Annotated in this window: 13 protein-coding genes; 6 read left to right on the top strand and 7 right to left on the bottom strand. The window is 70.8% G+C overall.

The genetic code is table 11. The features are described 5' to 3' along the window. Window positions 1–63: 63 nt before the first annotated feature. The 4 genes from lipB to OJ254_RS17135 all read left to right on the top strand — a co-directional run bounded on the left by lipB (window position 64) and on the right by OJ254_RS17135 (window position 3,099). Window positions 64–837: a lipoyl(octanoyl) transferase LipB gene (lipB, locus tag OJ254_RS17150; protein ID WP_265363033.1), complete on the top strand. Its 774-nt coding sequence runs from the start codon at window positions 64–66 to the stop codon at window positions 835–837. A 146-nt stretch (window positions 838–983) separates the two neighbouring features. Continuing rightward, window positions 984–1,934, top strand: coding sequence for a lipoyl synthase (gene lipA, locus OJ254_RS17145; RefSeq protein WP_265363032.1), 951 nt, complete (start codon window positions 984–986; stop codon window positions 1,932–1,934). A gap of 138 nt (window positions 1,935–2,072) precedes the next feature. Next, complete coding sequence (locus OJ254_RS31880; RefSeq protein ID WP_481004901.1) at window positions 2,073–2,378, top strand: SCO2195 family GlnR-regulated protein; 306 nt, start codon at window positions 2,073–2,075, stop codon at window positions 2,376–2,378. Window positions 2,379–2,388: 10 nt separating this feature from the next. Next, on the top strand, window positions 2,389–3,099 hold the full coding sequence (locus OJ254_RS17135) for a DUF4191 domain-containing protein (protein WP_261951917.1): 711 nt from the start codon (window positions 2,389–2,391) through the stop codon (window positions 3,097–3,099). 124 nt (window positions 3,100–3,223) lie between these two features. On the opposite strand, the gene OJ254_RS17130 is transcribed toward OJ254_RS17135, so the two are convergent. Then, window positions 3,224–3,691, bottom strand: coding sequence for an RDD family protein (locus OJ254_RS17130; RefSeq protein WP_265363031.1), 468 nt, complete (start codon window positions 3,689–3,691; stop codon window positions 3,224–3,226). Window positions 3,692–3,985: 294 nt separating this feature from the next. Here OJ254_RS17130 and glnA point away from each other — a divergent pair, with 294 nt between their 5' ends. Then, complete coding sequence (glnA, locus tag OJ254_RS17125) at window positions 3,986–5,395, top strand: type I glutamate--ammonia ligase (protein WP_261951915.1); 1,410 nt, start codon at window positions 3,986–3,988, stop codon at window positions 5,393–5,395. 205 nt (window positions 5,396–5,600) lie between these two features. Here the strand turns inward: glnA and OJ254_RS17120 are convergent, their stop codons facing one another. The 3 genes from OJ254_RS17120 to OJ254_RS17110 form a co-directional block, all read right to left on the bottom strand. After that, window positions 5,601–6,068: a YybH family protein gene (locus OJ254_RS17120; protein ID WP_265363030.1), complete on the bottom strand. Its 468-nt coding sequence runs from the start codon at window positions 6,066–6,068 to the stop codon at window positions 5,601–5,603. A gap of 313 nt (window positions 6,069–6,381) precedes the next feature. Next, window positions 6,382–6,882 carry a universal stress protein gene (locus OJ254_RS17115; RefSeq protein WP_265363029.1) on the bottom strand — a complete coding sequence of 167 codons (501 nt, stop codon included), beginning with the start codon at window positions 6,880–6,882 and terminating at the stop codon, window positions 6,382–6,384. Between the two features lie 5 nt (window positions 6,883–6,887). After that, complete coding sequence (locus OJ254_RS17110) at window positions 6,888–8,144, bottom strand: SLC13 family permease (protein WP_265365198.1); 1,257 nt, start codon at window positions 8,142–8,144, stop codon at window positions 6,888–6,890. A 425-nt stretch (window positions 8,145–8,569) separates the two neighbouring features. Between OJ254_RS17110 and OJ254_RS17105 the strand changes: the two genes are divergently transcribed. Then, complete coding sequence (locus OJ254_RS17105) at window positions 8,570–9,829, top strand: hypothetical protein (protein ID WP_265363028.1); 1,260 nt, start codon at window positions 8,570–8,572, stop codon at window positions 9,827–9,829. A 212-nt stretch (window positions 9,830–10,041) separates the two neighbouring features. On the opposite strand, the gene OJ254_RS17100 is transcribed toward OJ254_RS17105, so the two are convergent. The 3 genes from OJ254_RS17100 to OJ254_RS17090 form a co-directional block, all read right to left on the bottom strand. Beyond that, window positions 10,042–10,560, bottom strand: coding sequence for a hypothetical protein (locus OJ254_RS17100; RefSeq protein ID WP_265363027.1), 519 nt, complete (start codon window positions 10,558–10,560; stop codon window positions 10,042–10,044). Window positions 10,561–10,724: 164 nt separating this feature from the next. Further along, a complete protein-coding gene (locus OJ254_RS17095) occupies window positions 10,725–11,339 on the bottom strand; it encodes an MFS transporter (protein ID WP_265363026.1) in 615 nt (204 codons plus the stop codon). Further along, window positions 11,267–13,360, bottom strand: a complete 2,094-nt coding sequence (locus tag OJ254_RS17090; RefSeq protein WP_265363025.1) for a bifunctional serine/threonine protein kinase/MFS transporter — start codon at window positions 13,358–13,360, stop codon at window positions 11,267–11,269. The genes OJ254_RS17095 and OJ254_RS17090 overlap by 73 nt, the downstream gene beginning before the upstream one ends. Window positions 13,361–13,439: the final 79 nt, after the last annotated feature.

The following is a 13,439-nucleotide window of genomic DNA, read 5'->3' as shown; positions in this document are numbered from 1 at the left end:
GAGGTTCGGATGGGAGCTGCCGTGACTGCGATCTCTCGGGGGGAGACCCCCGCACCCGAGGGGATGCGCTTTGTCCACCTGGGCTTCGGGGCCGACGCGGTCGACTACGAGTCGGCCTGGCAGGAGCAGCGCCGGATCCACGCGGCCCGGTTCGCGGACGAGGTGCCCGACACCTGCCTGCTGCTGGAGCACCTGCCCGTCTACACCGCGGGCCGGCGCACGTCCGACGACGAGCGCCCCCTGGACGGGACCCCGGTCGTCGACGTGGACCGCGGTGGGAAGATCACCTGGCACGGCCCCGGCCAGCTGGTCGGCTACCCCATCCAGAAGCTGCCGCGCCCGGTGGACGTCGTCGCCCATGTGCGCCGCCTGGAAGAAGCGCTGATCCGGGCCTGCGCCGACTTCGGCGTCGAGGGCAGCCGGGTCGAGGGCCGCAGCGGGGTGTGGGTGCTGGGCGACCCGGTGGAGGACCGGCCGGCCCTGGGCGGGCTGAACCTGGACTTCGACCCGCGGCTGGCGGACGAGCTGTTCGACCCGCGGCTGAACGGCCCGGAGTACGCGCCGTCCAACGCCGGCCAGCGCCGGGAGGACCGCAAGCTCGCCGCGATCGGCATCCGCGTCGCCAAGGGCGTCACGATGCACGGCTTCGCGCTGAACGTGAACCCGGACAACACCTCGTTCGACAAGATCGTGCCGTGCGGCATCCGGGACGCGGGGGTGGCCTCGCTCGCCGGTGAGCTGGGCCGGGAGATCACCATCGCCGAGGTGCTGCCCGTCGTGGAGAAGCATCTGCGCGACGTCCTGGAGAACGCCGAGCTGCTGCCCCGGGCGGTCTGACCGCCCGGCGGTGCGGGGCGGTACGACCGCCCCGGCAGCGCGGGAATGCGACCCTGCGACCCGGGGTTGCCATGCACGTAAAGACGTGCGAATTATCGGGCGTACCCTGGTGTGCGCCGAAGAAACGAAGTTGTAGGGAGCCGGTCGTGTCCGCAGTCGCACCCGACGGACGCAAGATGTTGCGCCTGGAGGTCCGGAACAGCCAGACCCCCATCGAGCGCAAGCCCGAGTGGATCAAGACCCGGGCGAAAATGGGTCCCGAGTACAACCACCTCCAGGGCCTGGTCAAGAGCGAGGGTCTGCACACGGTCTGCCAGGAGGCGGGCTGCCCCAACATCTACGAGTGCTGGGAGGACCGCGAGGCGACGTTCCTCATCGGCGGTGACCAGTGCACCCGCCGCTGCGACTTCTGCCAGATCGACACCGGCAAGCCGCAGGCGCTGGACCGCGACGAGCCGCGCCGGGTCGCCGAGTCCGTGCAGACCATGGGCCTGAAGTACGCCACGATCACCGGCGTCGCGCGCGACGACCTGGAGGACGGCGGCGCCTGGCTGTACGCCGAGACCGTCCGGCAGATCCACGCCGCGATGCCCGGCACCGGCGTCGAGCTGCTGATCCCGGACTTCAACGCGGTCCCCGAACAGCTCGCCGAGGTCTTCTCCTCCCGCCCGGAGGTGCTGGCCCACAACGTCGAGACGGTCCCGCGGATCTTCAAGCGGATCCGCCCCGGCTTCCGCTACGAGCGGTCGCTGGAGGTGATCACCAAGGCCCGCGAGGCCGGCCTGGTCACCAAGTCCAACCTGATCCTGGGCATGGGCGAGGAGCGCGAGGAGATCAGCCAGGCGCTCCAGGACCTGTACGACGCGGGCTGCGAGCTGATCACGATCACCCAGTACCTGCGCCCGACCGTGCGCCACCACCCCATCGAGCGGTGGGTCAAGCCGGCCGAGTTCGTGGAGCTCAAGGAGGAGGCCGAGGAGATCGGGTACGCGGGCGTCATGTCCGGCCCGCTGGTCCGCTCCTCGTACCGCGCCGGCCGTCTTTACCAGCAGGCCATCGAGCGGCGCGAGGTCGAGGCGTCCAGTCAGGCGGTCTGAACCCGGCCGGCTCTCCCCGGCGCGCCGTCTTGTGAAATGTGGCACATGCTGGAACCACGCGGCCCGCACTCCCCTCAGGACAGGGGGCGTGGCGGGCCGCGTCAACGTTTCATTGGTGTTTGACCGGCAGGTCATCCGTTGGTAACACCGTTGAGTGACGATGGATGCACGCACCGCTCCCACACCACTCCAGCTTCTCCGAACAGCTCAGAGGGAGTCACTGACCATGCAGGCCGCGCCGCTCCGCGCCACCCCGCCCGCCCCCTTCCCTCCGTCACCGGCGCTCTGCGTGCCGTCGAGGCCGTCCTGATGCGCGGCGGCCAGCGCACCGCCCGCCGCAACGCCTGGACGTCGGTCCTGGAGGACCGCCGCCGGGCCAAGGACCGCCACGAGGCGGCGTACGTACTGGAGGCCGCGGCGACCCGTCGCCCGCACGCCACGTAAACTTCGCTGTATGGCGAGGAAGGCACACTCCAACGGCGCTGCCGGCGCTGAGAACCCCGGGCGGCTGAAGCAGATCGCCCTGACCTACAAGATGACCCGTCGGGTCGACTCCAAGGTCGGTCTTGTCGTCGCTGGCGTAGGCATCGTCGTATTCGGCGTCCTCCTTGCCATCGGCTTCGCGATCGGCCACCCCGTCTACGCCGGAATCCTGGGCTTCGTCCTGGCCTTCCTGGCGATGGCGATCATCTTCGGACGTCGTGCCGAGCGCGCGGCCTTCGGGCAGATGGAAGGCCAGCCCGGTGCGGCGGCCGCGGTACTGGACAACGTCGGGCGCGGCTGGACGGTCACCCCCGCGGTGGCCATGAACCGCAACCAGGACGTCGTGCACCGCGCGGTCGGCAAGGCCGGCATCGTGCTGGTCGGCGAGGGCAACCCGAACCGTCTGCGCGGCCTGCTGGCCGCCGAGAAGAAGCGGATGGCGCGCACCGTCGCCGACGCCCCGGTGCACGACATCGTGGTGGGCGACGGCGAGGGCCAGGTCCCGCTGAAGAAGCTCCGTACGACCCTGCTGAAGCTGCCCCGGGTCCTCCCCGGTGCCCAGGTCACCGCGGTCAACGACCGGCTGCGTGCGCTGGGCGACCTGATGAGCAACATGCCCGTACCGAAGGGTCCGATGCCGAAGGGCATGCGGATGCCCAAGGGCGGCGGCAAGGCGCGCTGAGCACCGACCCCGATCCGACACGGGTGGGGCCCGGGACCGCGACGGTCCCGGGCCCCACCCGTTGGTCATCACCCGTTGGTCATCACCCGTTGGTCATCACCCGTTGGTCAGGCGATCCGGGCGACTAGATCCGGACCTGGACGGCCCGCGCCACCCGGTCGTGCAGCCCGCGGCCGTCCCGGTCCCAGACGACGGCGGGGATGACGAGGACGAGCAGCAGGGTCCGCAGCACCACGCGCGGCAGCGAGATCCGGCCGCCGCCCTCGGCGACCACCCGCAGGCCCAGCAGCCGCTTGCCCGGCGTGAAGCCGACCGTGCCGACCGTCAGCACGCTGAGCACCGCGAAGACCACCAGTGCCCAGTTGCTCGCCGACTGCGCCCGGCCGCCGCTGAGCAGTCCGTAGGCGATCAGCAGGCACAGCGCCCAGTCGATGAAGAGTGCGGCGAACCGGCGCCCGGGGCGGGCGAGCGCCCCCGGACCCTCCTCCGGCAGCCCGAGCCGCTGGCCGCGGTATCCGAATTCGACGCCCATGTCCTCGGCTGCCGCGCGGGGCCCGGAGATCCACGATCCGATTGCTTGCCTGTTGTCCACCCGTCCACGGTACTGCGACCGCATACGTTCCCTTCCGCGAGGGCCGGTATCCGCGCAGGCAGCGAGCCGGTGGCAGCAGCGGAAACCCGGCCTCACCACCCCGTACGCAATCCGCGTCTTTGGCGCACACTGGGGGGTAAAAGGGACCGCGCGGCGGTTAACCTCGGCGAAACAAATGGGTCATGCTTGAGAAATCCCGCCTGCCTATGGTCGGGCGAGCGCGCCACCGCACTGGTCGCGTTCCGAGTAGCAATCCCGCGTCCGCCGACCGGTGACCGGGCTAGGAGGAGTTGGATGTTCCAGAACGCCGACGAGGCCAAGAAGTTCATCGCGGACGAGGACGTCAAGTTCATCGATGTCCGCTTCTGCGACCTGCCCGGTGTGATGCAGCACTTCACGATCCCGGCGAAGGCTTTCGACCCGGCCGAGGAACTCGCCTTCGACGGCTCCTCGATCCGCGGCTTCCAGGCCATTCACGAGTCCGACATGGCTCTGCGCGCCGACCTGTCGACCGCCCGCGTGGACCCGTTCCGCCGGGACAAGACGGTCAACATCAACTTCTTCATCCACGACCCGATCACCGGCGAGCAGTACAGCCGTGACCCGCGCAACATCGCCAAGAAGGCCGAGGCCTACCTCGCCTCGACGGGCATCGCGGACACCGCGTTCTTCGGTCCGGAGGCGGAGTTCTACGTCTTCGACAACGTCCGTTTCGAGACCAAGTCGAACGAATCCTTCTACCACATCGACTCCGAGGCCGGCGCCTGGAACACCGGCTCCGAGGAGAACAACCGCGGTTACAAGGTCCGCTACAAGGGCGGCTACTTCCCGGCCCCGCCGGTCGACCACTTCGCCGACCTGCGCGCCGAGATCTCCCTGGAGCTGGACAAGGCCGGCCTGCAGGTCGAGCGCCAGCACCACGAGGTCGGCACCGCCGGCCAGGCGGAGATCAACTACAAGTTCAACACGCTACTGGCCGCCGCCGACGACCTGATGCTCTTCAAGTACATCGTGAAGAACGTCGCCTGGCGCAACGGCAAGACCGCGACCTTCATGCCCAAGCCGATCTTCGGTGACAACGGCTCCGGCATGCACGTCCACCAGTCTCTGTGGCAGGGCGGCGAGCCGCTCTTCTACGACGAGCAGGGCTACGCGGGCCTCTCGGACACCGCCCGCTACTACATCGGCGGCATCCTCAAGCACGCCCCCTCGCTCCTCGCCTTCACGAACCCGACGGTGAACTCCTACCACCGCCTGGTCCCCGGTTTCGAGGCCCCGGTCAACCTGGTCTACTCGCAGCGCAACCGCTCCGCGGCCATGCGCATCCCGATCACGGGCTCCAACCCCAAGGCCAAGCGCGTCGAGTTCCGCGCCCCGGACCCGTCCTCGAACCCGTACCTCGCCTTCTCCGCCCTCCTCCTGGCGGGCCTGGACGGCGTCAAGAACAAGATCGAGCCGGCCGAGCCGATCGACAAGGACCTCTACGAGCTCGCCCCCGAGGAGCACGCGGGCGTCCCCCAGGTCCCGACCTCCCTCCCGGCCGTCCTCGACGCCCTCGAAGAGGACAACGAGTACCTCCAGCAGGGCGGCGTCTTCACCGCCGACCTGATCGAGACCTGGATCGACTACAAGCGCACCAACGAAATCGCCCCGATCCAGCTCCGGCCGCACCCGCACGAGTTCGAGCTTTACTACGACATCTAAAGGGTGGGGTCGGGTGGCCTGGGCCTGATGCTCGGAAACCTGCTTTGACCTGGGAAAATACTGCTCGGCAGGGCTCGCTGTTCCCAGCTGTTTTCCAGGTCCTTGTGCACCGGGCGTGTACCGACCGCCTCCGCGCCTGACCCACCATCAGATACGCGAGTGAGGGCCGCCGTCTCCGGGGAGGAGGTGGCGGCCCTCACTCGCGTCATGAGCTGCTTGGCGTCAACTCAGAAGACTTCTTCGTCTCCAGGTAATCGGCCGGGTCGGTGACCTGCGGCGACGGCTGCCGTAGGTCGCTGACCTGGCCTTTTGTTGCTGGCGACGGGGTGCGACGGTCGGGGCCGCGGCGCACGATGTCGGTGGCTGTTCCCTCGATGCGCACATGGTTGCCGTCGGCTCCTGTGCCGTCGATGAACCAGTCGTAGATGAGCAACGTTGTGTCATCCGCGGTGTAGATGTGGCGCGGCTGCCGGTTCGCGATGGGCACACCGAGGGCGAGGAACTCCGCCATCGCCTGCCTGATGCCCTCGCCTCTGACCGGTTTCCCCGGCGCGGGCATGAACACCGCGTCGGTCTCGTACAACTCCCTGCACGCCTCGATGTCACCGCTGTTGTAGCGGTCCCGGAAGGCTGCCGGGAAGTCCTCGGCACGGTCAGGAAGCGGTGCAGCCATCGAGGGATCGTCTCCAGTGCAGCTGTCGCACGGGTACGCGCTGACGCGCGCTGAGCACGAGTCAGCCTGCAAAGCCTGTGCAGGGCTTGTCCGGAGTTGTGATCACGTGTCGGGGAAAAGGGGTGGAAAGGCTGAGGGCCGTTCGTGGTGCTCGACCCCAGTGATCACGGCCGTGTCCATCGGTCAGCGTCGGCCCGACGTCCTGGCCGAGAAGGCGAAGCAGCTCACCCTCCCGATCGGGTCCGCCGTGCGGTGGGGCCCCGAGCAACAGAAGGAGAACCAGCTCAGGCGACGTCCTCTGCTGGCCGGCGTACTAGCGGTGGTGTGGGGGGTGGGATGGCCGTGGGGGGATGGTGGCGGTGCTGGGTGCGGGCTCCGGCCAGACGAGGAGGACGGGGCAGGGGGCGTGGTCGACGACGAAGCGGCTGGTGGGGGCGAGGCTGCGGGGGCCGAGGTGGGTGCGGTCGCCGTCGCGGGCGAGGATGAGCAGGTCGGCGCCTTCTGCGGCGGCCACGACCTCGTGTTCGGCTCGGCCGGAGCGTTCCTGCCGGGTGCAGGGGCGTCCCAGTCGCGCGGCCGCGCCGGCCAGGAGTTGTTCGGCGGAGGCGGCGGCCAGGTGTTCCACTGCGGTGCCGGGGTCGCGGTCGGGGCGGGCGCGGCCCAGCAGTCCGGCGTAGGCGCCGTGCGCGGCGTCCGGTACCTCGTGGCCGGTGACGTGGAGCAGCACCGTGTCGGCGTCCGCGGGCGTGTGGGTGCGCGCGGCGTCGACGCAGGCGGGCCAGGTGCCCTCGACGATCCAGACGATGACGGTCACGGTGTTCAGCCTCCGATCGTGTGGAGTGAGGTCCACAGTGCCACCACGGCGAGCAGTAGGGCGGCCGGTACGGCGAGCAGGCCGAGTCGGGTGAACTCGCCCAGGGCCACGTCGGTGTCGTGTTCGCGCACGATGCGCCGCCACAGCAGGGTGGCCAGCGAGCCGGCGTAGGTGAGGTTCGGGCCGATGTTGACCCCGAGGAGGACGGCCAGGACGGCGCCGGGGCCGGTGGGGGCGGTCAGGGGGAGCAGGACCAGGACGGCGGGCAGGTTGTTGATGATGTTGGCCAGTACGGCCGCCAGGGCCGCGATGGCGAGGAGGGCCGGGAGGCTTGTGCCGCCGGGTACCAGGTGGCCCAGCGCGTCGGCCAGTCCGTTGTCGACCACGGCCCGGACCACGATGCCCAGGGCCAGGACGAAGGCGCAGAACGGCAGGGCCGCGGACCGGACGATCGCGGTGGGGGTGGTGCGGCGCCGGGCCAGCGCGCGGGCCGCCAGAACGGCCGCGCCCGCGGCGGCGGCCCAGGCCGGGTTGATGCCGACCGCCGAGGTCAGGACGAAGCCCGCCAGGGTGCACGCCACGGTGATCAGGGCGAACAGCGGCAGTTCGCGGGGGGCTTCGGTGGGCGGGGCCTGGGCGCCGGCGTCCAGTTCGGTGGCGAAGAAGCGGCGGAGGACGACGTACTCGGCACCGATCGCGACCAGCCAGGGCAGCGCCATCAGGGCGGCGAAGCGGGTGAAGCTCAGGCCGCTGGCGGCGAACGCCAGCAGGTTGGTGAGGTTGGAGACGGGCAACAGCAGCGAGGCGGTGTTGGAGAGGTGGGTGCAGGCGTACACGTGCGGTTTGGCGCGGGCGCCCAGTCGGGCAGCGGTGGCGAACACCACCGGGGTCAGCAGCACCACCGTGGCGTCCAGGCTGAGCACCGCGGTGATCAGCGAGGCGATCACGAACACCAGCGCCAGCAGGCGACGGGGGCGGCCGGCCGCCCTTCGGGCCATCCAGGCGCCGCAGGCGTGGAACAGTCCTTCGTCGTCGCAGAGCTGGGCCAGGACCAGGACGGCCGCGAGGAAGCCGATCACCGGGCCCAGCCGGACTGCCTCGGCTGCCGCGTGGTCGAGGGAGATCGCGCCGGTGGCGATGACCACTCCGGCGGCAGGGACGGCCACGACCGCTTCCGGCCAGCCCCACGGCCGGATCACCGCGCAGGCCAGCACCGCCAGGAGCAGGGCGACAGAGAGGGCTTCTGCGAGTGCGGTGTTCAGGGTCGGAGCCTTTCAGAAGATGCCGGTGGTGAAAGGTCGCGCCGGGTCGGCGGCGGCTGGCGTCGAGCACGTCGCATTCGTGGGGAACGTGCCGCACCCCTGGCAAGTAGTAGAACATTAAACTAGCTGGATGTTGCCGACCTGGCGACCGGCGCCCAATGCGGCCGCACGCGCCCGACATGCCTTCACATCTATCGAGGGCGGGCCGCGAAAGCATCCCGTGAAGCGAGGCGAAATGTGGAGGCCGTGTGAAATATGGCCAACCTGGTGACCACGTGCACGCGCGTAGACCTCGCGTGACGCCGAGGCTTTGGCGGGGCCGCCTGTCGTGTCGAGCCAGGCATAAATGACTGAAAATTGAACTAATGACCGACGGGCGCACTACGGTTTGCGGCGGTTGCTGTTCCACCGAGAGGAAACCCCTCATGACCGCCGCCGACAGCGCACCGATCACGGCCCGCATCCTCACCGGCTACCGCCCGGAGGACGGCTTCGTGGCCGTGGAGCTGAACCCGCCCCCCGCCGAATACGTCTGGCACGACGAAGACGCCGAGCAGCAAGAGGAGCGGTACGGCCCGGGCGTGGGATACCACCAATGGTTGGCCATCGACGCGCAGAGCGGTGCGGTCTGGTTCGGGGACGTCGACTGGCGGGCCTCGCGCGAGCACCTGGAGCGCCAGCTCCCCGGTGCCCCGCGCAGCGCACTCGGCGACGGGACGCTGCCGGACCCCGGCGTTCTCGTGTACCTGTTGACCCACCTTGCGCACGACGAGCAGCGCGGCTACTCCTGGCGCTTCTTCACCGCCGAGGAGTTGCATGCGCTCGCGCTGCGCATACTGCCCGCCGTACAGCGGCTCGTGGACTCGATACACCGTACGGGACCGGCCGGCGAACTGGAGTGGTCCGCCGAGGCCGCCACCGCCTGGGACGACATCGAGCAGGCCGCCACCTACGCCTTCGCTCCCTCCGGAACAGTCGTCTGGCCCAGGCTCCGGATGAGCCCGGTCCCCGCGTGGCGGGTCGAGGTCAGCGCGTTCCTCGCGAGCAACCCCGACCTGTGCGACCCGTCCTGGGGAGTGGCCACCGACGCGGAACTGGAGGCTTACGCCGACTACCGGCCCGACTCGGGCTACGGCGGGGTCCCGGGGCGGATGTGCCGCGCCGCCGACCGGCAAATCGAGGACAGTTTCACCTTCTACGGCCACCGCGCCGCCCTGTACGCCTATCGCGCCCAGGCGTGCGGCGACCGTTCCCCGACCGAGGCCCGCACCTGGCTGGAGACGACAGAGGCCGGCAGGGGCACCTGGGAGGCGGCCAAGCCTCCCGGAGCCACGCTCGCCGATGTGCCGGACTGCGTGCTGGCGGCCCTGACCGAACGCTTCCAGAACGCCGCGCACGAGGAGGGGTTGGTCCTGACGGGCCTGTCCGCCTATCTGCAGCGGTTGCGCGCCGACGAACGGGCCGCCGTCGACCGGCAGCTTGTCTACGAAGGCGAGGAGGTCGAACGTCTCGAAGGCATGCTCAAGGACTTCCGCGCCGCGCGGAACCGCACCGTGACCCGGATCCTGGCGTGGGCCGACGGCCGCGACGACACGGAGATAGCCCGCCTGGCCTCCATCTCCCGTGACTACGTCCGTGACTGGCGGGCCCGCCTGACCACAGAACGGGCCACGCCGACGTCTTAGGCGTGTGGTGAGCGGCGGCGCGGGCCGCGCAAATGGCCCCGGCGCAGACTCGGCGGTATCGGTGTCCCCTGCTACGGCGCTGGCTCGCCTATGTAGGGCAGTGACCCGGACGCGCCCATTGCTCAGAGCTACGTGCCCGCGTCGAGGAGATCGGCGGGCGACCGTCACCCGTCGACCACGTTCTGCCCCGCTCGCGCTGGCGCCGCAGACGTTCAGCTGAGGTGATCGAGATACTGCCGCACGCTGTCGGCCAGGTCGGAGTAGACCACGCGGACCCGTTCGGCAAGGTCCGGGATGGGGAGGAAGTGCAGGTAGAGGTTGGCGGCGTCGTAGCCGACAGGGGCGGCGCCCCAGCCCTCCCAGTCGAGGAGGGACAGCGGAGGGCTGGTGAGGTTGGCCCAGTGGAGGTCCCCGTGTCCGGTGGTCCAGGCGATCTCGCCAGGGGTGATGCCGGTGAACTCCGGGACGCGGCGGTGGATGTACTGCTCACGGACCGCCTCCCTGCTGGTGGGGACGTGCGAGAGGAGGTCCAGGGCCTGGTGAAGGTTGTGCCACCAGGCACCCGACAACTCGACGCTGTGCTGGAGGACCGGGCTTCGGGACACCGGCGGCGTGGCGACGTATTCGTACAGCTCCGCCCGGTAGACCCAGCCGTCGGCTGACCCCTCCTGGATGCGCTGCCGAGGAGCGATCGAAACACCGGTCCGCCGCTCCTCCCCCGCGATGTGCACCGCTTGTGCACCGGACTCCCCGTAAGCCTCACGTCGTTGCAGGTCAGAGCAGTTTCCCACCTCTACTACGACATCTAAGATCCCCCGAGGTCTGCCGAAAGGGCCGCCACCCCCGCGGGTGGCGGCCCTTTCGTGTGTGTGGCCCTTTCGTGTGGGGGGCCGGGTCAGTGGGCGCTCCCCCGGTCGTGCAGGGGGAGGGACGGGGTCGGGAGGCCGGGGGGCGTCGAGGTGGTCGGCCGGATCAGGAGGGTGGTGGTCAGGGCGGCGAGGAGGGTGAGGGCGGCGGACCACCACAGGGCGTCGGTGTAGCCGGCCACCGTGGCGGTGTTGATCGTCTCCGCCAGTTGTGGCGGGGCCGCTTGCGGGCTGATGACGCGGCCGCTGCGGGCCGCGGCGACGAGGGCCGGCGGGAGCCCGGGGGCGGCGGCCATCCGGGCCGCGATGCCCGCGGCGAGGACGCTGCTGAAGAGCGCCGTGCCGAGTGCCGCGCCCGCCTGGTCGGCCGTGCCGGTCACGGCCGCGCCACCGCCGGAGTCCGCGGCGGCGATGCCGGCCGTGGCGAGGGAGTAGAGCGGCATCAGGGCCATGCCGAGGCCGAAGCCGGCGAGGATCATGCCGGGCAGGACCACGGCGGTGTAGTCGCTGTCGGGCTCCAGGCGGGTCAGGAGAACCAGGCCGCACGCGGTGAGCAGGAGGCCCGGGGCGATCAGGTTGCGCGCCGGTACGCGGTGCAGCAGGCGGGCGGAGACCTGGGTGGCGCCGATGAGGATCGCGGCCACCGTGGGGAGGAGCGCCGTGGTGGTGGCGCTCGGGAGTAGCCGCGGACGTTCTCCAGGTACGCCATCAGGGTCGGGAAGAGGGCGAGCGTCCCCGCGCCGGTCAGGAACAGGGTGACGAAGGAGCCGAGGCGGCCCGGGTTCCGCGTGGCGTACGACGGCAGGAGGGAGTCGGGCGTCCTGCTCTGCCACAGGAAGAAGGCCAGGAGCAGGACGGCGCCGACCGCGAGCAGGGCCAGCACCAGGAGGTCGGTCCAGCCGCGCGGGCCCGTCTGCTGGAAGCCGTAGACGAGGCAGAGCAAGCCGCCGGAGCCGAACAGCAGGCCCGGTGCGTCGAAGCGGCGACGGGTGCGGAGCGGGCGGTCGTGCACCAGGGTGGCCGCACCGATCACGGCGATCAGGGCGAGGGGGACGTCGGCGAACAGGCACCAGCGCCACTCCAGGGTGTCGATCAGCCATCGGCCGGTGAGCAGACCCAGGGTCGAGCCGCCGGCGACGATCGTGGCGTAGACCCCGAAGGCCCTGCCCCGTGCCTTCGGGTCGGGGAAGTTGGCCGCCACCAGGGCCAGTACGGCCGGGGACAGCAGTGCGGCGAAGGCGCCCTGGAGGACGCGGGCGCAGACCAGCGCGCCGGACGTGGGGGCCAGCCCGCCGAACGCGGCGGCCGCCGCGTAGCCGGCCAGCCCGATGAGCAGCAGCCGTTTGCGGCCGACCAGGTCCGCGAGGTGCCCGCCGAGCAGCAGCAGTCCGGCGAAGGCCAGGTCGTAGCCGGTGAACAGGAGGTTCAGGCTGTCGGCGGGCAGGTGCAGATCGACCATGATCGACGGCACCGCCATGTGCAGGGACGTCGCGTCGAGCAGCAGGAACAGCTGCACCAGGGCGACCACCGCCAGGCCCCACCAGCGTCTGGGGTGCGGGGGCGCGGAGTCCTGGAGGTCCGGCGGGGAGGCCGGTGGGGGCCCGGGGTACGGGGCCGGCCCCGGGGGCGGTCCGAAGCCCTGCGGGGGGACGAGCTGTGCCGGGGCCGTGGGCGAGTACGCGGGCACCGGGGGTACCGCCGGCTGCGGCGGGCCGGCCGGAAGGCGCGGGTCCGCGGGCCCGGCGCCGGGTGTGCCCGCGACGGTCTCCGGGGCGTAGTCCAGCAACCGGGCCGCATGGCGGCCGAGTTGGGCCAGCACCGCGCCCGGCAGCCACTCCCCGTCCGCGTCCGGCTCCGCGCGGGCCGCGACCTGCTGGAGGGCGGGCCGCTTGGCCGGGTCCTTGTCGAGGCACTCGCGTACGAGGCCGAGCAGCGGCTCCGGTACGCCGGTCAGGTCCGGCTCCTCCTCGGCGATCCGGAAGAGGTGGGCGTTCAGCCCGGTCTCCGTGGCGCCGAACAGCAGGCGTCCGGTGGCGGCGTAGACGAGGACGGCGCCCAGGCAGAACACGTCGCTGGCGGGGGTGAGTTCGAGGCCGCGGACCTGCTCGGGCGACATGAAGCCGGGGGATCCGATCAGCATGCCGGTGCGGGTGTGCAGGCTGTCCCCGGCGAGGCTGTCCATGGCCCGCGCGATACCGAAGTCGATCACGCGCGGCCCGTCCACCGTCACCAGCACGTTGGACGGCTTGAGGTCCCGGTGGATCAGGCCCGCCTCGTGCACCGCCCGCAGGGCGAGGGCGAGGCGGTTGGCCAGCACCCGGACGGAGTTCTCGGGCAGCGGCCCGTAGTCGTCCGCCACCACGGTGGTCAGATCGGGCCCCGGGATGTACTGGGTCGCCACCCAGGGCACGGCGGCCTCGGTGTCGGCGTCGAGCACGTCCGCCGTCCAGGAGCCGCCCACCCGCCGGGCCGCCGCCACCTCGCGGGCGAAGCGCCGGCGGAACTCCGGGTGCTGTGCGTGCTCGTCCTGGACGACCTTGACCGCGACGGTCCGCCCGGCCTCGGAACGGCCCAGGTACACCAGGCCCATACCGCCGGCGCCCAGGCGGGCGATCAGGCGGTACGGGCCTATGTGCGTCGGGTCCGATGAGATCAACTGGTCCACGGAGGCAAGGTAATCCACGGTGCGCACGCCGGTACGGGATTCCACACTTCCTCCTCCCTTCCCGGGCACGGGGCCGTGT

Source organism: Streptomyces endophytica (assembly GCF_026153355.1).
In the GTDB taxonomy this organism is placed as follows: domain Bacteria; phylum Actinomycetota; class Actinomycetes; order Streptomycetales; family Streptomycetaceae; genus Streptomyces; species Streptomyces endophytica.
The sequence above is the reverse complement of the archived record's forward strand: the minus strand, read 5'-3'. Positions and strand labels throughout refer to the sequence as shown.